The 19,982-nt window shown below is 64.0% G+C and carries 24 protein-coding genes and 1 tRNA gene; 10 read left to right on the top strand and 15 right to left on the bottom strand.

The features are described 5' to 3' along the window. Positions 1-29: 29 nt before the first annotated feature. The 4 genes from rplT to pyk all read right to left on the bottom strand — a co-directional run bounded on the left by rplT (position 30) and on the right by pyk (position 2,453). Complete coding sequence (gene rplT, locus K3756_RS02010) at positions 30-395, bottom strand: 50S ribosomal protein L20 (RefSeq protein WP_259990402.1); 366 nt, start codon at positions 393-395, stop codon at positions 30-32. Positions 396-410: 15 nt separating this feature from the next. Further along, on the bottom strand, positions 411-611 hold the full coding sequence (gene rpmI / locus K3756_RS02005) for a 50S ribosomal protein L35 (RefSeq protein WP_013960190.1): 201 nt from the start codon (positions 609-611) through the stop codon (positions 411-413). Positions 612-750: 139 nt separating this feature from the next. Then, on the bottom strand, positions 751-975 hold the full coding sequence (locus tag K3756_RS02000) for a hypothetical protein (protein ID WP_259990398.1): 225 nt from the start codon (positions 973-975) through the stop codon (positions 751-753). Between the two features lie 32 nt (positions 976-1,007). Further along, complete coding sequence (gene pyk, locus K3756_RS01995; RefSeq protein WP_259990397.1) at positions 1,008-2,453, bottom strand: pyruvate kinase; 1,446 nt, start codon at positions 2,451-2,453, stop codon at positions 1,008-1,010. Between the two features lie 169 nt (positions 2,454-2,622). On the opposite strand from pyk, the gene K3756_RS01990 reads away from it, so the two are divergent. Beyond that, positions 2,623-3,372, top strand: a complete 750-nt coding sequence (locus K3756_RS01990) for an N-formylglutamate amidohydrolase (RefSeq protein ID WP_259990395.1) — start codon at positions 2,623-2,625, stop codon at positions 3,370-3,372. A gap of 20 nt (positions 3,373-3,392) precedes the next feature. Then, positions 3,393-3,719 (top strand): DUF1244 domain-containing protein, encoded by a 327-nt coding sequence (locus tag K3756_RS01985; protein ID WP_259990393.1) that lies wholly within the window; start codon positions 3,393-3,395, stop codon positions 3,717-3,719. Here the strand turns inward: K3756_RS01985 and K3756_RS01980 are convergent. From K3756_RS01980 to dgcN, 4 genes are all read right to left on the bottom strand, one after another. Further along, complete coding sequence (locus K3756_RS01980; RefSeq protein ID WP_259990391.1) at positions 3,716-4,186, bottom strand: MaoC family dehydratase; 471 nt, start codon at positions 4,184-4,186, stop codon at positions 3,716-3,718. The genes K3756_RS01985 and K3756_RS01980 overlap by 4 nt on opposite strands. Beyond that, a complete protein-coding gene (locus K3756_RS01975) occupies positions 4,183-5,040 on the bottom strand; it encodes a D-amino-acid transaminase (RefSeq protein ID WP_259990389.1) in 858 nt (285 codons plus the stop codon). Before K3756_RS01975 ends, K3756_RS01980 begins: the two co-directional genes overlap by 4 nt. Positions 5,041-5,046: 6 nt before the next feature. Continuing rightward, positions 5,047-6,012 (bottom strand): N-acetyl-D-Glu racemase DgcA, encoded by a 966-nt coding sequence (dgcA, locus tag K3756_RS01970; protein WP_259990386.1) that lies wholly within the window; start codon positions 6,010-6,012, stop codon positions 5,047-5,049. A gap of 104 nt (positions 6,013-6,116) precedes the next feature. After that, entirely contained in the window at positions 6,117-7,118 is a 1,002-nt protein-coding gene (gene dgcN, locus K3756_RS01965; RefSeq protein ID WP_259990385.1) for an N-acetyltransferase DgcN, read from the bottom strand. Between the two features lie 256 nt (positions 7,119-7,374). Here dgcN and K3756_RS01960 point away from each other — a divergent pair, with 256 nt between their 5' ends. Beyond that, complete coding sequence (locus tag K3756_RS01960; protein WP_259990383.1) at positions 7,375-8,331, top strand: L-malyl-CoA/beta-methylmalyl-CoA lyase; 957 nt, start codon at positions 7,375-7,377, stop codon at positions 8,329-8,331. 65 nt (positions 8,332-8,396) lie between these two features. Here the strand turns inward: K3756_RS01960 and K3756_RS01955 are convergent, their stop codons facing one another. Then, positions 8,397-8,534: a hypothetical protein gene (locus K3756_RS01955; RefSeq protein ID WP_259990381.1), complete on the bottom strand. Its 138-nt coding sequence runs from the start codon at positions 8,532-8,534 to the stop codon at positions 8,397-8,399. Positions 8,535-8,688: 154 nt separating this feature from the next. Next, a complete protein-coding gene (locus tag K3756_RS01950) occupies positions 8,689-9,141 on the bottom strand; it encodes an Lrp/AsnC family transcriptional regulator (protein ID WP_259990379.1) in 453 nt (150 codons plus the stop codon). A 72-nt stretch (positions 9,142-9,213) separates the two neighbouring features. Between K3756_RS01950 and K3756_RS01945 the strand changes: the two genes are divergently transcribed. Continuing rightward, the gene (locus K3756_RS01945) at positions 9,214-9,807 is read left to right on the top strand and encodes a LysE family translocator (RefSeq protein WP_259990376.1); all 594 of its coding nucleotides are present in this window, start codon (positions 9,214-9,216) and stop codon (positions 9,805-9,807) included. Between the two features lie 77 nt (positions 9,808-9,884). Continuing rightward, entirely contained in the window at positions 9,885-10,847 is a 963-nt protein-coding gene (locus K3756_RS01940) for an acetyl-CoA carboxylase carboxyltransferase subunit alpha (RefSeq protein WP_259990374.1), read from the top strand. Positions 10,848-10,854: 7 nt separating this feature from the next. Here the strand turns inward: K3756_RS01940 and K3756_RS01935 are convergent, their stop codons facing one another. The 4 genes from K3756_RS01935 to K3756_RS01920 form a co-directional block, all read right to left on the bottom strand. Continuing rightward, entirely contained in the window at positions 10,855-11,307 is a 453-nt protein-coding gene (locus K3756_RS01935) for a GNAT family N-acetyltransferase (RefSeq protein WP_259990372.1), read from the bottom strand. Between the two features lie 197 nt (positions 11,308-11,504). Next, positions 11,505-12,155, bottom strand: coding sequence for a GntR family transcriptional regulator (locus K3756_RS01930; RefSeq protein ID WP_259990370.1), 651 nt, complete (start codon positions 12,153-12,155; stop codon positions 11,505-11,507). A gap of 30 nt (positions 12,156-12,185) precedes the next feature. Beyond that, positions 12,186-12,530: a DUF3140 domain-containing protein gene (locus tag K3756_RS01925; protein WP_259990368.1), complete on the bottom strand. Its 345-nt coding sequence runs from the start codon at positions 12,528-12,530 to the stop codon at positions 12,186-12,188. Positions 12,531-12,590: 60 nt separating this feature from the next. Next, complete coding sequence (locus K3756_RS01920) at positions 12,591-13,277, bottom strand: M48 family metallopeptidase (RefSeq protein ID WP_259990366.1); 687 nt, start codon at positions 13,275-13,277, stop codon at positions 12,591-12,593. A gap of 125 nt (positions 13,278-13,402) precedes the next feature. Here K3756_RS01920 and K3756_RS01915 point away from each other — a divergent pair, with 125 nt between their 5' ends. The 5 genes from K3756_RS01915 (at position 13,403) to K3756_RS01895 (ending at position 18,699) form a co-directional block, all read left to right on the top strand. Then, entirely contained in the window at positions 13,403-13,732 is a 330-nt protein-coding gene (locus K3756_RS01915; RefSeq protein WP_259990364.1) for a TIGR02300 family protein, read from the top strand. 106 nt (positions 13,733-13,838) lie between these two features. Beyond that, a tRNA-Ala gene (locus K3756_RS01910) sits at positions 13,839-13,914 on the top strand. 133 nt (positions 13,915-14,047) lie between these two features. Next, positions 14,048-14,677: a LysE family translocator gene (locus K3756_RS01905; RefSeq protein WP_259990362.1), complete on the top strand. Its 630-nt coding sequence runs from the start codon at positions 14,048-14,050 to the stop codon at positions 14,675-14,677. Between the two features lie 105 nt (positions 14,678-14,782). Continuing rightward, complete coding sequence (locus K3756_RS01900; RefSeq protein WP_259990360.1) at positions 14,783-17,185, top strand: FAD-dependent oxidoreductase; 2,403 nt, start codon at positions 14,783-14,785, stop codon at positions 17,183-17,185. Then, positions 17,182-18,699: a trimethylamine methyltransferase family protein gene (locus K3756_RS01895; protein WP_259990358.1), complete on the top strand. Its 1,518-nt coding sequence runs from the start codon at positions 17,182-17,184 to the stop codon at positions 18,697-18,699. Before K3756_RS01900 ends, K3756_RS01895 begins: the two co-directional genes overlap by 4 nt. Here the strand turns inward: K3756_RS01895 and K3756_RS01890 are convergent. After that, a complete protein-coding gene (locus tag K3756_RS01890) occupies positions 18,692-19,972 on the bottom strand; it encodes a glycerate kinase (protein WP_259990356.1) in 1,281 nt (426 codons plus the stop codon). The two genes, K3756_RS01895 and K3756_RS01890, sit on opposite strands and share 8 nt — an antisense overlap. Between the last annotated feature and the right edge of the window lie 10 nt (positions 19,973-19,982).

Raw genomic sequence — 19,982 nt, 5'->3', positions numbered from 1 at the left:
TTTCAAAATTCCGGATCGCTTCGGTCGGCTCAGGCCGCCAGCGACGCCTGTGCCTGCTTGACGATCGCAGCAAACGCTTCGGGCTCGTTCACGGCCAGATCGGCCAGAACCTTCCGGTCCACTTCGATACCGGCCAGGTTCAGACCGTTGATGAAGCGGCTGTATGTCAGCGCTTCGTCGTGGCTGCGTACGGCGGCGTTGATGCGCTGGATCCACAGGGCGCGGAAGTTGCGCTTGCGGTTCTTGCGGTCACGCGTGGCGTATTGGTTGGCTTTGTCTACCGCCTGGCGTGCGACCTTGAAGGTGCTCTTGCGGCGACCGTAATAACCCTTAGCGGCTTTTACGACCTTGCGGTGACGGGCGTGGGTGACTGTTCCACCTTTGGTACGGGACATATCAGGCTCTCCTTATCAGCGGTCGTAGGGCATGAAGCCCTTGATGATCTTTGCATCTGGCTCGGACAGAACTGTCGTGCCACGTGCGTCACGGATGAACTTCTTGCTCCGCTTGATCATGCCGTGGCGTTTGCCGGCCTGACCGCCGATGACCTTTCCGGTCGCCGTGATCTTGAAGCGCTTTTTGGCGCTCGACTTCGTCTTCATCTTGGGCATTTCCGTCTCCTATCGTCTACGGTTGATGCGCGCACTCGGCATGCCACTTCGGCCGGCCGCGCAGGAATGAAGCTGGCGTATAGGATGGGCCACGCCCCTTGGCAAGTGTTGAATCGCCCCCGTCGGAGGGATTCAGCGGCTAGCGCAGGTACTGGCCGATGACGCGCACGAACACATCGGGCACATCGGCCAGCTGATAGCCGCCGGGCTTGCCGGTCAGGGCGATCATGATCAGCCCCCCGGCAATCAGGATAGTGATCGCGGATGCCCGCGGCGCCCGGCTGTCGCTCAGCGCCGACAGGATCGACGGCACCGAAAATGCCGCCAGGATTATGCCCAGAACAAGCGCCAGATCAGGGTCCATGCCCGCCTCCTTCGTAAAGTCTTTTGCAGACGTTACTCCGGATCAGATGCAAAAATCAATTTTTCGTCACAGGGGGCCACACGCAGGATATTGGTGCTGCCCGGCACGTTGAAAGGCACGCCCGCTGTGACGACGACAAGGTCCTGCGCCGTGGCAAACCCCTCGCTCAGCGCGGCGCGAACGGCGCTCACGACGGCCGACTTGAACCGGTCGACCTCTCCCGTCACCACACAGTTGCAGCCCCAGCTCAGCGCCAGCCGCCGCGCCGTGCGCACATTCGACGTCAGCGCGATGATCGGCACGCGGGGCCGCTCGCGCGCGGTCAGCAGCGCCGTGGTGCCCGATTGCGAAAAGCAGCAGATCGCCTTGATGTCGGTCGTCTCCGCGATTTCGCGGGCGGCGGCGACGATGGCATCGGCCACGGTGGCGCGGCCCGCGGTGCGGCTGGCCTCGATAATCTGGGTATAGGTGGGGTCCTGCTCCACCTCCGAGGCAACGCGGTCCATCGTGGTGACGGCCTGCACCGGATAATCGCCCGCCGCCGATTCCGCCGACAACATTACCGCATCGGCGCCTTCGTAAATGGCCGTGGCCACGTCGCTGACTTCGGCACGCGTGGGCATCGGGCTTTCGATCATCGATTCGAGCATCTGCGTCGCCACGATGACCGGCTTGCCCACCGCACGGCAGCGGCGCACCAGACGCTTCTGGATCGGCGGCACATTCTGCACGGGCAGTTCCACGCCCAGGTCGCCCCGCGCCACCATGATGCCGTCGCTGGCATCCAGAATATCGTCGAACCGCTCCACCGCCGACGGCTTTTCGATCTTCGACAACAGCGCCGCGCGGCCCTTGGCCAGGCTGCGGGCCTCTTCGACATCCTCGGGGCGCTGCACGAACGACAGCGCCAGCCAGTCGACCCCCAGCTCGCACACGAATTCCAGATCGGCGCGGTCCTTGTCGCTCAGGGCCGCCAGCGGCAACACCACATCCGGCACGTTCACGCCCTTGCGGTTGGAAATCGTGCCGCCGGTGATCACTTCGCAATCGGCATAGTCGCCGCCACAGTCGATCACCTTCAACCGGATCTTGCCGTCATTGACCAACAGGTGCGATCCCGGCTCCAGTGCTTCGAAAATTTCGGGATGCGGCAGGCAGACGCGCTCCAGATTGCCCTCGGCCTCGTCCAGATCCAGCCGGAAACGCGCGCCCTCCTCCAGCTCCTCGGAGCCGTTGGCAAACACCCCCACCCGCAGCTTGGGGCCCTGCAAATCGGCCAGAATGGCAATCGACGATCCGGTTTCCGCCTCGATCTCGCGGATGATGCGGTGCTTTTCAGCGATTTCTTCGTGGCTGCCGTGGCTCATGTTCAACCGGAACACGTCCGCGCCCGCGTCATGCAGCGCACCGATCATCTCCATCGTCTCCGAAGCCGGTCCCAATGTGGCGACAATCTTTACGTTTCTCTGGCGTCTCATGGCGGTTCCTCGACTTCGATCCGGTTATGTTAGCGGTCACATACACGCAATTGACGACCCGTGTCCAACGACAACCACATTTTTTGCGCGGCTGTGCACACGGACGGCGGCGGATGTTTTCTTTCGCGCCGTCCGCGACTATCAATTGGCCCATTATGGGAACGCCACGATGACAGATACCTCTGACTACCGTCCTTTCAATACTTTCGGGTCCGAACGCACCGGCGGATGGGTTGTCACCTGCGATCATGCCGCCAACACGGTGCCCCGCGCCATTGCGGGCGGCGATCTGGGGCTTGATCCCGCCGATATGGCCCGTCACATCGCCTATGACCCCGGCGCGGCAGGGGTCAGCCGGGCACTGGCCGAACGGCTCAACGGCCCGGCGCTGCTGTCGAATTTCTCGCGTCTGGTGATCGATCCCAACCGCGGCGAAGACGACCCAACCCTGCTGATGAAGCTCTACGACGGCACGCTTATCCCCGCCAACCGCAACGCCGGTCCAACCGAACGCGCCCGCAGGCTCGATCTGTGCTACCGGCCCTACCACGGCGAACAGGCGCGGCTGGCCGACCGCCCCGAAACCGCCATCGTTTCGATCCACAGCTTCACGCCACAGCTGCGCGGACGTCCGCCCCGGCCGTGGGAAATCGGCATCCTCTACGCCGCCGACCAACGGCTCAGCGGCCCGACGCTCGATCTGCTGCGCGCGCAGAAGGATCTGACCGTGGGCGACAACCAGCCCTATACCGGTGCGCTGCGCGGTGACAGCATGGACCGTCACGCGTTGGCCCACGGGCGTCTGCATGTGCTGATCGAGTTGCGCAACGACGTCATCGCCACACCTGCGCAACAGGACGCGTGGGCCGACCGGCTGGCCCCCCTGCTTGAAGCGGCCCGCGCCCGCGCCCATCTTTGATCCGACAACAGGAGCATCCCATGACCGATACCCCCACCCAGACCGAAATCGAACTTCAGGCCGCCGCCTTCCGCCGTCTGCAACAGCACCTGATGCAGGACCGCACGGATGTGCAGAACATCGACATGATGAATCTGACAGGATTTTGCCGCAACTGCCTGTCGCGCTGGTACCAGGAAGCCGCCGCCGAACGGGGCATCGAAATGGACAAGATGGAGGCGCGCGAGCTCTTCTACGGCATGTCCATGGACGCGTGGAAAGCCAACTACCAGACCGATGCCAGCGGCGCCCAGCAAGAGGCGTTCAAAACCGCCTTCGCCGAAAATGTCGGCACCGACAAAGGCTAGGTCTCGAACTGGTACAGCAACAGCCAGTCCGCCCGCAGCGCCGGGCGGTCGGCCCCTTCGACCAGCGCCTGCGCGGCATAGCGCAACATCAGCGCCCCGCGCCCGCGCTCTGTCACCTGCGCCAGATCGAACTGCCCGCGCACCCGTGCCCCCGCCCGAACGGGCGCGATAAACCGGACCCGGTCAAAGCCGTAATTCACAACCGCCCGCTGCCCCGCGACCGGGGGCAAAACGCGGCTGGCCATCCCCACAAGCACCGACAGGCTGAGCATGCCGTGGGCGATCGTCCCGCCAAACGGCGTCGCCGCGGCACGCCGGGGGTCGGTGTGGATGAACTGGTGATCGCCGCTGACCTGCGCAAAGGCATCGATGCGGTCCTGATCGACCCGCTCCCAGTCTGAGCGGGCCACCGTGGTGCCCACCGCCGCCGCCAACGCCTCACGGGTCAGCGGCGCGGGCGATGTCACTGCGCCGCCTTGCGCATCTCGTCGAGGTAGATCTCGCGCAGCCGCGTGGCCACCGGCCCCGGCGTACCGTCGCCCAGCGCGACCCCGTCAATCTCGACCACCGGCATCACGAACGCACTCGCCGACGTGGTAAACGCCTCATCGGCTTCCTGCGCTTCGGCGATGGTGAAACTACGCTCCTCCACGGCCATCTGGGCCTCGCGGGCAAAGCGCAGCACGGCGGCACGGGTGATGCCATGCAGGATCTCGTTGCCCAGATGACGGGTGATGATCTTGCCGCCCTTCACGATATAGGCGTTGTTGGAGGTCCCTTCGGTCACCATCCCGTCCTCGACCATCCACGCATCATCACAACCGGCCTTCTTGGCCATCATCTTGCCCATCGACGGATAAAGCAGCTGAACCGTCTTGATGTCGCGGCGGCCCCAGCGGATATCCTCGATGGAAATCACCTTGGCGCCCTTCCGGGCCGCGGGGCTGTCGGCCAGACCGGGCTTGTTTTGGGTGAACAGCACGATGGTCGGCTCCGTCTCCTCGGCGGGAAAGGCGAAATCGCGATCACCGTCGGACCCGCGGGTCACCTGCAGATACACCAGCCCCTCGTCGATTTCGTTGCGGCGGACCAACTCGCGGTGCACCTCCAGCAGATCGTCCTTGGAGATCGGGTTGCGCATCTCCAACTCGTTCAGCGACCGGCTCAGACGCACCGCGTGGCCGTCGAAATCGATCAACTTGCCGTCCAGCACCGACGTGACCTCATAGACCCCGTCGGCCATCAAGAACCCGCGGTCGAAAATCGATACCGTGGCCTCGTGCTCCGGCAGGTACTCGCCGTTTACATAAACTGTCCGCATTCTCTTCTATCCCCAAAGCTGCGCCGTCGCGGGATGCACCCCGGCGGCATCGAATGTCAACGGCGCGGCGCGATCCTCGGCCAGCAACAGCGGCCCGTCCAGATCGACAACCGCAGCCCCCTGCGCCACCAGAACCGCAGGCGCCATCGCCAGCGACGACCCCACCATGCAGCCCACCATCACGTCAAATCCCGCCGCCCGCGCCGCATCGCGCAGGGCAAGCGCCTCGGTCAACCCGCCGGTCTTGTCCAGCTTGATGTTGACCATGTCATACTTGCCCTCAAGGGCCGGCAGGCTGGCGCGATCATGGCAACTCTCGTCGGCACAGACCGGCACAGGGCGGTCCATCCCCAACAGGGCTTCATCCTCGCCCGCGGGCAACGGTTGTTCGACCATCGCCACCCCCAGACGCACAAGATGCGGCGCCAGATCGGCATAGACCTGCGCCGACCACCCCTCGTTGGCATCCACGATGATGGTGCTGTCGGGCGCCCCGGCGCGCACCGCCTCCAGACGGGCCATGTCATCGGGCGTGCCCAGCTTGATCTTGAGCAGCGGGCGACGGGCGTGGGCCGCCGCCTGCGCCTGCATCCGCTCGGGCGTATCGAGCGACAGGGTATAGGCCGTGACCTGCGGCGCGGGCCGCTCCAGACCGGCCAACTGCCACACCGGCGTGCCGCTGCGCTTGGCCTCCAGATCCCACAAGGCACAATCAACCGCATTCCGCGCCGCCCCCGCCGGCAGAAGATCATACAGACCGGCACGGTCGACCGTCTCCGGCAATCCCTCGATCTGTGCGGTCACACTGTCGAGCGTTTCACCATAGCGCGCGTAGGGCACGCATTCACCGCGCCCCACATGCCCCGCATCCTCGATCCGCACGCTCAGCACGTTGGCCTCGGTGCGCGATCCGCGACTGATGGTAAACACCTGCGCCAACTTGAACGTGTCGTGACGTATGTCGATCTGCATGATGCTGCCCCTTCTGCCCGGCGCGACGGCGCGCAAAACCCGCCGTCCGCACCTTCATCTTGCCCCTAAACTCGATCCCGCAGAACCGACCGGACGCTCCCGCTTTACAGGGCCGCCAACGCATCCGCCAGCTTGTCCGCCCCGTGACGGAACGGATCGACCGCGGGCAACCCCATCTCCGCCTCGACCTTGGCAAGATACGCGTCGGCCTCCGCCTCCGACAGGTGCTGCGTGTTGACCGACACGCCCACCACTTCACACGCGGGGTTGGCCACCCGCGCCAGCGTCAGGGCCGTGTCACGCACCGCCGCGAGGCTGGGCGGCGTATAGTCAGGCAACCCGCGCATGTGGGGCCGCGTGGGCTCGTGACACAGGATCAGCGCATCGGGCTGGCCACCGTGGATCAGGGCCAGCGTCACCCCGGAATAGCTGACGTGGAACAGGCTGCCCTGCCCCTCGATGATGTCCCAGTGATCGGCGTCATTGTCGGGGGTCAGATATTCGACCGCCCCTGCCATGAAATCGGCCACGACCGCGTCCAGCGGCACGCCCGACCCGGTGATCAGGATCCCTGTCTGCCCCGTCGCCCGGAACGTCGATGTCATGCCCTTCTTGCGCATCGCCTCGTCCAGCGCCAGCGCGGTATACATCTTGCCCACCGAACAATCCGTGCCCACGGCCAGCACCCGCTTGCCGGTGCGCTTTACACCGTTGGCAATGGGATACTCGACGTTGGGCACACGCACGTCATGCAGGGTCTGACCGTTGATCTGGCTCGCCGCCACCAGATCGCCCTCGTTGGCCAAAAGGTTGTGCAGCCCCGACGCCAGATCATATCCCATGCCCAGCGCCTCGATCAGCACCTTCTTCCACGCCTGACTGATATAGCCACCGCGGTTCGCGACCCCGATCACCAGCGTCTTGGCCCCCGCTTCGCGCGCCTGCGCCAGCGTCATGTCCGTCAGACCTACATCGGCCTTGCAGCCTTCCATGCGCAACTGGCCCACGGCATTGTCCGGGCGCCAGTCCTTGATGCCCTGTGCGACCTTCGCAGACAGCTGGTCCGGCGCGTCGCCCAGAAACAAAAGATACGGTGTCTCGATCATGACGTGATTCTCCCCGAAAAATGTGTCGATTTACGCGCAGATTGCGCCAAACGGCGCGCAAATCAATCTCGTATCGCGCGCCACCGGGCATCTCTCCGCACGATCCTGCCGAAAATTTCGCGCTACGTGCACAATTTGTGCGTAGCAGTGCAAAACACGCTTTGCTGCGGGTGCAAAATGCACTTGCGGCATGGCGCGCAATTTAATAATCACAACGCAACGTCTGACGCAATTTTATGTCTCGAAGGATTTCCCCATGAGCTTTCGCCTGCAACCCGCCCCCGCCGCGCGCCCCAACCGCTGCCAGCTCTTCGGCCCGGGATCGAACACCAAACTCTTTCCCAAGATGGCGGCCTCGGCGGCGGATGTCATCAACCTCGATCTCGAAGACAGCGTCGCCCCCACCGACAAGGACATGGCCCGCGCCAACGTGATCGAGGCCATCGGCGCGCATGATTGGGGCACCAAGACCCTGTCGGTGCGCATCAACGGGCTCGACACCCCCTACTGGTACCGTGACGTGGTGGATCTGCTCGAACAGGCCGACGACCGGCTTGACCAGATCATGATCCCCAAGGTCGGCTGCGCCGCCGACATCTACGCGGTCGACGCGCTGGTCACGGCAATCGAAACCGCCAAGGGGCGCACGAAACCGATCCAGTTCGAAGTGATCATCGAATCCGCCGCTGGCGTCGCCCACGTCGAGGAAATCGCCGCCGCCTCGCCACGCATGACCGCGATGAGCCTCGGCGCCGCGGATTTTGCCGCCTCCATGGGCATGCAGACCACCGGCATCGGCGGCACGCAGGAAAACTACTACATGCTGCACGACGGGCAAAAACACTGGTCCGATCCGTGGCACTGGGCGCAAACGGCGATTGTCGCGGCCTGCCGCACCCACGGCGTGCTGCCGGTCGATGGCCCCTTCGGCGACTTTTCCGACGACGAAGGCTACCGCGCGCAGGCCCGCCGTTCCGCAACGCTGGGCATGGTCGGCAAATGGGCCATCCACCCCAAACAGATCGCGCTCGCCAACGAGGTGTTCACCCCCTCCGACGCTGCCGTGGCCGAAGCCCGCGAAATCCTCGCCGCGATGGAACAGGCCAAGGCCAACGGCGAAGGAGCCACGGTCTACAAGGGCCGTCTCGTCGACATCGCCAGCATCAAACAGGCCGAAGTCATCGTGCGCCAATCCGAAATGATCGCGGGCTGATCCGCGTCAAACGCAAAACGGCCCGCGCATCCCTGCACGGGCCGTTTTGCAAAAAGAACCGCCGCTCAGACGACGGTATGCACAGCGCTTGTGGCGGGCGGCACCGGTGCGCCATGCGCCCCCCGGTCAAAGCCCAGATCATAGACGAACAGCGCAGACATCGCGCCCAGCACGCCAGCTTGCAAATAGTTCAACATCGTCATCGGCACCGCTCCACAGTGTGTCTGCACAATCAAGGCAGCCGCAAAATACGGACCCCCCGGAAATCCACAAGAAATGCGGCGGAAACACAGTGTTTCCACGCCACCAGCGAAACAATGCGCCCTTTGGTCAGCATTGTCGCCAAAATGGAAACAATCAGGCCCGCTCGTCCTTGGGCGACCCCATCACGACATAGGAGGTGATCGACGCCACTTGCGGCAAGGCGCCCAGCCGGTCGGTATGAAACCGCTTGTAGGCGCGCAGATCGTCGCTTTCCACCCGCAGCAGATACTCGATCGACCCGGTGATGTTGTGACACTCGCGCACCTCGGGGGCACGCGAAATCGCGCGCTCGAACGCTTCCTGACTGGCCTTGGAATGATCCTTCAGGCCAACACCGATATAGGCCACGAACCCCGTGCCCATCGCCGCCGGGTCCAGCACCGCCCGGTAGCCGGTGATGACACCGCGCCGTTCAAGCTCCTGCACACGCCGCAAACACGCCGAGGGCGACAGGCCCACCCGATCGGCAAGCTCCAGATTGCTGATGCGGCCGTCGCGGGATAACTCGCGCAATATCTGATGTGATTTTTCGTCAATATCTGCCATACATTGCGCAGATAACCACAATCCGGCGCATTTCGCAATTTATCACCCCCACAGCGGCGCAATTATTGCGGTATGACATTTGAACTCATCACCGGCCTCGCGCTTTTCGCCTTCGTCAGCTCCGCCACACCGGGGCCCAACAACCTGATGCTGATGGCCTCGGGGGCCAACTTCGGCTTTTTCCGGACGATCCCGCATATGCTGGGCATCTCCGTCGGCTTCATGGTGATGATGTTTGCCGTGGGCGCGGGGCTGGTGCAGATTTTTGACCGCTTTCCCGTGGTCTATACCGCGCTCAAGATCGGCAGCGTGATCTATATGCTCTGGCTGGCGTGGAAAATCGCCCATGCCGCACCGGTGCGCAAATCCGACTCCGCCGGCACCCCGATGAGCTTTCTTCAGGCGGCGGGTTTCCAGTGGGTAAACCCCAAGGCCTGGGCCATGGCGCTCACCGCGATCACCGTTTACGTGGGCGATGGCGGGCTGCTCCTGCTGGCGCTCGCGGGGATGCTCTTTGCCGCCGTGAACCTGCCATCGGTCACGATGTGGACCGTCGCGGGCCAGCAATTGCAGCGCGTCCTGACCAACCCGCGCAGGCTGGCGGTCTTCAACTGGACGATGGCTCTCCTTCTGGTGGCCTCGCTCTATCCGGTTCTGCAACTGTGACCCGCCGCTGACGCCACGTTGCAAACCCGGCAAATCAGCGCCATATACGGGACCAGCGTATCGTCAAGAGGCATCACATGACCCAGTATATGGATTTCGAAAAACCGCTGGCCGAAATCGAAGGCAAAGCAGAAGAGCTGCGCGCCATGGCCAAGCGGGACCCCGGAACCGATGTCACCACCGAAGCGCAGGCGCTCGACGCCAAAGCGGCCAAGATGCTGGACGATCTGTATAAAAACCTCACGCCCTGGCGCAAATGTCAGGTGGCCCGCCACCCCGACCGGCCCCACTGCAAGGACTATATTGACGCGCTGTTTACCGAATACACGCCGCTGGCGGGGGACCGGAACTTTGCCGATGACCACGCGGTCATGGGCGGGCTTGCACGGTTCAACGACACGCCCGTCGTGGTGATCGGCCACGAGAAGGGCAATGACACCAAATCGCGCATCGAACGCAATTTCGGCATGGCGCGCCCCGAAGGATACCGCAAGGCGGTGCGCCTGATGGACATGGCCGACCGGTTCGGCCTGCCCGTCATAACACTCGTCGATACGCCCGGCGCCTACCCCGGCAAGGGCGCCGAGGAACGCGGCCAATCCGAAGCCATCGCGCGCGCCACCGAAAAATGCCTCCAGATCGGCGTGCCGCTGGTGTCTGTCATCATCGGCGAAGGCGGATCGGGCGGGGCGGTGGCCTTTGCCACGGCCAACCGTGTCGCGATGCTCGAACACTCCGTCTATTCCGTGATCTCGCCCGAAGGCTGCGCGTCGATCCTGTGGAAAGACGCCGAAAAGATGCGCGAAGCTGCCGAAGCGTTGCGCCTGACCGCGCAAGATCTCAAGCAACTGGGCGTCAACGACCGGATCATCCCCGAACCCAAAGGCGGCGCGCACCGCGACCCGCAGACCGCCATCGCGTCCGTGGGTGCCATGATCGACGAAATGCTCAAGTCGTTGTCCGACAAGGACGCCAAGGCGCTCGTCAAGGACCGCCGCGAGAAGTACCTCGACATGGGTGATCGCGGCCTCGCGGCCTGATCCCCGCTCACATCTTGTGGATGAAGCGTGGTCCGGGCGACGACAATGTCTCGAACCCTGCCGCGGCATAGACCTGCTGCGCGGCCAGGTTGTCGGGGTGTGTGCCCACCGTGACATAGCGGCAGCCGAGCGCCCGCGCCAGTTCGACACACCCCTCAATAAGCGCGCGCCCCACACCGTGGCCCCGCCACGCGGCCTCTACGAACAGATGGTGCATGTCCATCCCGCGCACCCCGTGCTGAAGCTGCGCCAGCGGGCACAGCGCCCCGTATCCGATCGGCACACCATCCGCTTCGGCGACCAGAACCCTGACCCACGGATGATCGCCCGTCACGTCGTCGCGCAGGGCTTGCGGAGTCAGCCCCGGCGTATCGCCGTGGTGCGCGGCAAGCGCGACGATCATCTCGAACAACCGCGGCAAATCGCGGGTCTCGACGGGGCGGAGTAGGGGCTGTGTCATGGTGTCGGCCTTTTGTCGGTCTGTGGTGCGCCCCGCCGGCCGCGGCGCGCGCCCGACCGGCGGCACGAAGTCATCTGGAATGGGGAAATCGTCCGCGTCTGGTCAGCCGCGGGGATAGAACGCAATCGTATGCACAGTGTGTGTACGCATGGTGCACACTGTGTGCATATCCTCCCAAGGCGTCAAGCGGCGGTGGTTCAGCTTGCCAGCATCCGCAGCCCCTGCGTCACATCCGAACGCACCGCAAGCCGCAGTCCCGGCTCGTCACCCGCCCTTAGCGCGGCAATGATCAGCCGGTGAAACTGCGGGGGTTCGGTCCGCCGCAAGCGCCCGTAAAGTGCGCGCATCGTTGGCCCCATCTGCAGCCACACCGTCTCCGCCATCGCCAGCATCGCAGGGGCCTGCGCCCTTAAATACAAGGCTCTGTGGAATTCCAGATTGGTGCGGATATAGCTGACGGCATCGCGGTGGGCCACGGCCTCGCCGACCTTGCCGTTGATGGTCTGCAACCGTTCGATCAGCGCCATATGCGCGCGCGGCAAGGCGCGGCTTGCCAGCTCCACCTCGATCAACGCCCGAAGCGCGGCCAGCTCCTCTATCCGCTCGTTGCTGAGCTCCGGCGTGGCGATCCGCCCCGAGTTCGACATCGTGAATGCCCCCTCCGCCACCAGCCGCCGCACCGCCTCCCGCGCCGGTGTCATCGACACCTCGTACTCGCGCCCGATCCCCCTCAGCGTAAGGGCCTGACCGGGCGCAATATCGCCGTACATAACACGGCTGCGCAGCTGTCGGTAAACCCTGTCATGGGCAAGCGGGGCAGGATCAACGGGGCGCGAGGTCAGGTTCATGCCTCTTTGTGATCACAAATTTATGCCCCGTCAATCGTCGTCTTTCAGCGGGTCGTGCCCCCAGTTCATCAACGAATAGCGCCAGTCCGATTCTTCCACATCGGAGTCCGGCCCGCCCTGCGACAGATGCCGTTTCACATAGCCGACGACGGTCGCCATGTGGTCCCACTGGTCGTCACTCAGATCGTCCTTGTTGGTGCGCTTGATCTTTACAATGCGGCGGCCCGACTTGTGCCCCGTGGATTCGCGATCCTCCGTATCGCCAACGGATTTCGACTCCTCGGTCTCCAGCCAGTCCTCCAGCTCCTGTGGGGCCATGTTGACCAGATCGCGCCATTCGTCCCAGATTTCGTCTTGTGATTTCGATGAAGACATCTGTCATTCTCCTGTTCATGCGGTGGCGACCCAACGCGCCGCACAACGGGAAAGTTCAGACTAGAATTTGTACCGGTGCAATCCGCTGCCATGCGTGCGCAGCCAGCGGCGCGGCGGATCATAGTCACCGTAAATGCGCGTCACCCCTGCCCAGAACGCGGGCGAATGGTTCATCTCGGCCAGATGCGCGACCTCATGTGCCGCCACATAGTCCAGCACGTCAGGCGGTGCCATGATCAACCGCCATGAAAACATCAGCCCCGCATCGGACGTGCACGACCCCCACCGCGACCGCGTGTCGCGCAGGCTGATCCGGTCATACGACCGGCCCAGCGCGGCGGCATAATCGTCACACGCCCCCGCCAGCCTGTCGCGGGCGAGCTCCTTGAGGTGCGCCTGCAACCGCTTGCCCACCCGGTCCGCGGGTCCGGGGACGTGGATGGTGTCCGCGCGGATCTCGACGCGCCGCCCTTGCCCCGCGACCACCTCGACCATCTGCCCGCCCAAGGGAAGCTGCGCGCCGATGGCAACCGGCACATCTGCTCCGCGCGCCGCCAGATGGTGCCTGATCCAGTCTTCCTTGCTGGCCGCAAAGGCCAGCGCCTCGCGCTCCGCAAGCCGTTTCGGCATCGTCAGTGTCACCCGCCCGTCCAGCTGCGAGATTCGCAGACTGATCCGCCGCGCACGGGCAGATCGGCGCAGGGTCAACGCAATGGGAGGGTCGCCAAGCAGGTGCTGGTCCGTCATCTGGGGCCTGCGAATAAAGGAGTTAAGGCTTTTGGCTTTGACAGCCTGCCCTTCGTATGGCACTTGCCCAGAATCTTCTATACACGAACACCCAAATGCAACCGCAAATCTTGAAGGGGACCGATATGCCCAACGAAGAATGGGGAACCAAGCGCCTTTGCCCCACCACGGGCAAGCGTTTCTACGATCTGAATAAAAACCCGATCATCAGCCCCTACACGGGCGAGGTCGTGGAAGTGGACATTTCCAAGTCCCGCATGATCGCCGCCGACGCCGCAGATGCCGCAACCACCAAAGCCAAGGTCAAAGAGGCATCCGAGGACGAGGATCTGGTGGATGACGATGACGTTGATGTCGATCTGGACGACGACATTCTGGACGACGATGATGACGAGGATACAACTGTACCTCTGGAAGAAATCGCAGACGTCGCATCCGAGGATGACGACAGCTGATTGTTTCGGCGGGGCGGGCATTTTTTCGCTTGATCCCGCCGAAGCTTGCGCCTAGTACACGGCGCATCGGTGGCGACACCGTACCATTCGGACCACGGTCCACGATGGGGCATTAGCTCAGCTGGGAGAGCGCCTGCATGGCATGCAGGAGGTCAGCGGTTCGATCCCGCTATGCTCCACCAACACTCCCCCCTTTCCAGCACATTATCCAGTCAACCGGAACGCGCGTCTTCCGTCTGCCGCGTCAGGCCCTTTACCGGCATTGCCGATCCATGCCTTACTCTGGCAACACCTTAGGCGGATCGGAGATTTCGGATGGATTTTTCACTTTGGCTGGCTTTCGTAGCCGCATCGCTGGCTCTTTTGCTGATCCCCGGACCGACGGTGCTTCTGGTGCTGTCCTATGCGCTGAGCCAAGGCAAACGCGTCGCTGTCGCAACCGCAGCCGGTGTCGCGTTGGGCGATCTGATCGCGATGAGCGCGTCGCTCGCCGGGTTGGGGGCCCTGGTGCTTGCGTCGGCCACGCTTTTCACCATGCTCAAGTGGGTCGGCGCGGTGTATCTGGTCTATCTGGGGATCAAACTGTTCCGCTCAGCGCGGAGCGCCGAATTCGGGGACGTCACCGCGCAAACGGACACCTCCGCACGGCAGGTATTCGGACACGCCGCGGCCGTCACGGCACTGAACCCGAAATCCATCGTCTTTTTCATTGCCTTCGTGCCGCAGTTCATCGACGTGAACACCGCGCTGGTGCCGCAGTTTGCGATCCTCGTGGCGACGTTTGTCAGTCTGGCTGGGCTTAACGCGCTCGCCTATGCGCTGCTGGCGGACCGGTTGCGCGCCCGCATCGCCAGACCCGCCGTGCTCGCCGGGATGTCGCGGGTTGGCGGCGCCGCTCTGGTGGCGATGGGCGTGGCCACCGCGGCCTTCAAACGCACGGCGTGATCCCGCAAAGGTCGCAAACAGACAAATTTATGTACAGAAGTGTCTATTCGCGCGATCCGACCGCCGCTAAGCTGAGCCCGAACGGGTATCAGCAAGGGGTCAGCCATGAATTCGCATTACCGGGTCGTCGTTATCGGGGGCGGCGTTGTGGGCACGTCGGTGCTGTATCATCTGGCCAAGATGGGCTGGAGCGACGTTTGCCTGATTGAACGCTCGGTACTGACCGCCGGATCGAGCTGGCACGCGGCGGGCGGCGTTCACGCGCTCAACGCCGATCCGAACATCGCGCAGCTGCAATCCTACACCATCGACCTTTTGCGCACCATCGAAGAGGAATCGGGCCAGAACATCGGCATGCACATGACCGGCGGCCTGACGATGGCGGGCACGCCGGACAGGTGGGAATGGCTGCAATCGGCCTACCGGACTTTTCAATCCATCGGCATCAACGACTGCCGGTTGGTCAGCGTGGAAGAAGCCTGCGCGCTGAACCCGATCATGTCGGGCGAAGGTCTGCTGGGCGGCATGTGGGCCGACCGCGAAGGATACATCGACACAACGGGCACGGTGCATGCCTACGCCGGTGCGGCCAAGAAATACGGCGCCAGCGTGGTCGAGCATAACCGCGTTCTGGAACTGAACCAGACGCTGGAAGGCTGGGAAGTGGTGACCGAAAAGGGCACCGTGACCTGCGAGCATGTCGTCAACGCCGCGGGCCTGTGGGCAAAACAGGTGGGCCGCATGGCGGGGGTCGAGCTGCCGGTCTCGCCGCTCAATCACCACTACCTCATCTCCGACACGATCCCGGCATTGGAAGCGCTTGATTTCGAGGTGCCCATGACCGTCGATCTGGAGGGCTTTACCTATCTGCGGCAGGACCAGAAAGGTGTCTTGCTGGGGATCTATGAGGTCGACCACCAACACTGGATGATGGATGGCGCGCCGTGGGAATACGGGTTCGAGCTGCAGCAGGAAGACCCCGACCGCATCGAAAAAGAGCTGATCATGGGGTTCGAACGCTATCCCGCGCTGCAGGACGTCGGCGTGAAAACATGGGTCAATGGCGCGTTTACATTCTCGCCCGACGGCAACCCGCTGGTCGGCCCCGTGCCGGGCAAGCGAGGCTATTGGAGCGCCTGCGCCGTGATGGCCGGGTTCCTGCAAGGCGGTGGCGTTGGTAAATCGCTGGCCGAATGGATGATCCACGGCGAGCCGGAGGCCGATGTGTATGGCATGGATGTCGCCCGCTATGGCATCTGGGCCGAGAACAAGCAGTACATCAAGGAAACGACCGGCCAATTCTATTCGCGCCGTTTCGTGATGACCTATCCTAACGAACAGTTGCCCGCCGGGCGGCCGCTGAAAACCACACCTTCCTACGGCGCGATGACCGACAAGGGGTGCAAATGGGGCCAAAGCTGGGATCTCGAGGTGCCGCTTTATTTCGCGCCAAAGGGTTTCGAAGAGCAGCCCTCGCTCAAACGCTCCAATGCGTTCGATATTGTCGCCGCCGAGTGCAAGGCGGTGCGCGACAGGGTTGGTCTGCTCGACATCACCGGTTTTTCGCGGTTCGAGGTATCGGGAGAAGGCGCAGAGGACTGGCTGCACAGCATTTTCGCCACAAGATTGCCGAAACCGGGCCGCGCGCGGCTCGCTGTGATGCTGGGCGAAGATGCCCGGCTGAAGGGGGACCTGACGCTTTTCAACTGGGGCGACGGGACCTACTGGATCATGGGCAGCTATTATCTGCGCCGCTGGCATGCGCGCTGGTTTGACGATCACATGGGGGCGGATGTGGTGCTGCGCGATCTGGGCGAGGAGGTTGCTGGCCTGTCGCTGTCGGGTCCGAAATCCCGCGCTGTTCTGGAAAAGCTGAACGCCGATGCGGCTGCCCTGCCGTTCATGGGGTGCCGGCATTTCGACATCGGATTGTTCCGCACCAAGGTCGGTCGCCTTTCCGTGACAGGAGAGCTGGGGTTCGAGATCCACTGCCGTATGGGCGATCACGCCATGCTGCGCGATCTGCTGCTGGACGCCGGTGCCGATGAGGGCATGATCGAATTCGGGTTCAATGCCCTGCTCAGCCTGCGGCTCGAGAAAAGCTATGGCATCTGGTCGGCGGAATTCACGCAAGGATACACCGCCGCCACGACGGGCATGGACCGCTGGATCGACTGGGACCGCGCAGGGTTCGTGGGCCGCGATGCGGCACTGGCCGAACGGGACGGGAACGGGCCCGCGCAACGGCAGGTGACACTGGAAATCGATGCAGAAGGCGCGGATGCGTCGGGATACGAGCCGATCTGGCACGACGGCGCGCAGGTCGGCTTTGTGACCTCGGGCGGCTATGGCCACACGGTCGGCAAATCGCTGGCGATGGCCCTTGTCGATAGCGACAAGGCGCAACCGGGCACGGCGCTTCGGGTGCATGTGGTGGGCGTGGAACGTGCGGCCAAAGTGATCGATCCTTCCCCCTACGACCCCGAGGGCAAGGTGATCCGGGCATGAGAACCGGACGCCGCCGGGGCCGCGACCAGACGGCCCCGGCCCGCACCCCGAACTACCGGCAATTGCGCAATCCCTTCCCGCCCATGCGCGCCTTCAGCGACGATCATATCGCCGCCATGCACGATGCGGCGCTCGATATCGTCGAGACGCATGGCATCAGGGTTCTGCTGCCTGCAGCGCGGGACCTCTATGCGAAAGCCGGTGCCCGTCTCGGCGATGACGACATGGTATGTCTGGGCCGCGACATCATCGAGCAGGCCCTGGAAACAGCGCCGGAAAGCATTCACTTGTCTGCCCGGAACCCCGAGCGGGACGTGACGCTGGAACTCGGCAGCCTGATCTTTCAGCCCGGCGCCGGTGCGCCGCACGCCACCGACCGCATCAAGGGCCGCCGGCCCGGCACGGGGGCGGATTTCTGCGATCTCATCCGCCTGACCCAGCATTTCGATGTGCTGCACATGATCCCGCCAGTGGTGGAGCCTCAGGATGTTCCGATCCACCTGCGTCACTATTTCATGCTCGAAGCGCAGGCGCGGCTCACCGACAAGGTGCCGTTTATCTTCTCGCGCGGCACGCCGCAGGTCGAACAAAGCTTTGAGATGCTGGCCGCCTATCGCGGGCTGGACGATGAAGCGTTTCGCACCCGCCCCTGCAGCTATACCATCATCAATACAAACTCGCCGCGCACGCTGGATATTCCAATGGCGCAAGGGCTGATCGACTTTGCCCGCGCAGGGCAGGTCAGTATCGTCACGCCGTTTACCTTGATGGGGGCGATGGCACCGATCACCGTGGCGGGTGCCATCACGCTCAGCCACGCCGAAGCGCTGGCCGCGATCACCCTCACGCAACTGGTGCGCCCCGGCGCGCCGGTGTGCTACGGCACTTTCACGTCAAACGTGGATATGAAATCGGGCGCGCCGGTCTTTGGCACGCCCGAGCATTTCCGCGCCTCGCTCGCAGCGGGACAGCTTGCCCGCCACATCGGGTTGCCGTGGCGGTCTGCGACGGGGTCGGCCAGCAATCTCAACGATGTGCAGGCGGCGAATGAGACGCAGATGGGGACCTGGGGGTGCCTGATGGCGGGGGCCACGGTGGTGATCCATGCCGCCGGATGGATCGAAGGCGGGCTGACCGTGAGCTACGAAAAACTGGTGACAGACGTCGAAGTGCTGAACATGGTGGCCGAGCTTTGTGTGGCGCACGAAACGGGCGGCAGCGACATGGGTCTGGACGCGATTGCAGATGTCGGTCCGTCGGGCCACTTCTTTGGCACCGATCACACGATGGCGCGGTACCAGAGCGAGTTTTACCAGCCGATCGTGCATGATTATGCCAACTATGGCACATGGTCCGAACGGGGCGCCGAAGACGCCAGCACGCGGGCCACGCACGTATGGCAGGATATCCTGAACGGGCCGGTAACCGCGCAGGTGGATGCCGACCGGCTGGCCACGCTACAAGACACGGTGGCCCATCTGACCGAGGCGGGCGGTGCGCCGCCGGTCAGCTAGGCACGTCGCCCACAAGGATAGCCCGGAAATCATTGACGTTCGTGCCGGTTGGTCCGGGCACGAACAGGGTGCCTGCCGCATCGAACGCCCCCCACGCATCATTGGCCCGCAACGCCGCGGCAGGATCGATCCCGGCCGCCCGCATCGCGCCGACGGTTGCGCCATCGGCAAAGGCACCTGCGTTGTCCTGCGACCCGTCGATGCCGTCGGTGTCGGCAGCAAGTGCTGCGATGTCCGGCCGCTCGGCAATCCCTTGGGCAAAAGAAAGCAGGAATTCGGTGTTGCGTCCGCCGCGTCCGCCGTCGCCCATCAGGGTCACCGTCGTTTCGCCCCCCGACAGGATCACGACTGGGGCGGCAAAGGGGCGGTTGTGCGCGGCCACTTCGCAGGCGATCGCCGCGTGCATCTGACCGATAACGCGGGCCTCGCCCTCGATCGCGTCCGACAGGATCACCGCATCCAGCCCCTGCGCGCGCGCCGCATTCGATGCAGCCTCGAGCGACAGGCGGGCGGAGGCGATCACACGCACTGTGTTGCGCGCAAAGACGGGATCATCGGGTGCGGGCGCGTGTGCGGTGTTGCCGTTCAGATGTGCGGTGATTGCGTCGGGCAGAACGATGTCGCGTGTCGCGATCAATGCGCGGGCATCCTCGAGCGTGACGGCATCCGGCACTGTCGGTCCCGATGCCACTTGGGCGGGATCGTCGCCCGGCACATCCGACACGATCAGGCTGACGACCCGTGCGGGATATGCGGCGGCGGCCAATCTGCCCCCCTTGATGCCGCTGCAATGTTTGCGGATCGCGTTCATGACCCCGATGGGCGCACCGGACGCCAGCAACGCCGCGTTGAGCGCCTGTTCATCGGCCAGCGTCAGGCCCTCGGGCGGGCTGGGCAGCAGGGCCGATCCGCCCCCGCAGACCAGACTGACGACCAGATCATCCGGCCCCAAACCGACCACGCAATCAAAGAGCGCGGCGGTGGCAGCGCGCCCTGCGGCATCAGGCACAGGGTGGGCCGCTTCGAGAACGCGAATGTGCCGCGTGGGCGCCGCATAGCCGTAGCGCGTGACGACAACCCCCTCCACCGGTCCATCCCACAGGTCTTCGAACGCGGCGGCCAGCTGGGCCGCGCCCTTGCCCGCACCGACCACAACGGTGCGCCCCTTTGGTTTGCCGGGCAGATGTCCTGCCAATGCGGCCCGCGCGTCGGCGGCGGTCACGGCCGCGTCGAAAAGGCCGGTCAGAAAGGCGCGCTTGCGGGGATCGATCATGGAGACCTCA

Source organism: Sulfitobacter sp. S190 (assembly GCF_025141935.1).
Classification (GTDB): domain Bacteria; phylum Pseudomonadota; class Alphaproteobacteria; order Rhodobacterales; family Rhodobacteraceae; genus Sulfitobacter.
The sequence above is the reverse complement of the archived record's forward strand: the minus strand, read 5'-3'. Positions and strand labels throughout refer to the sequence as shown.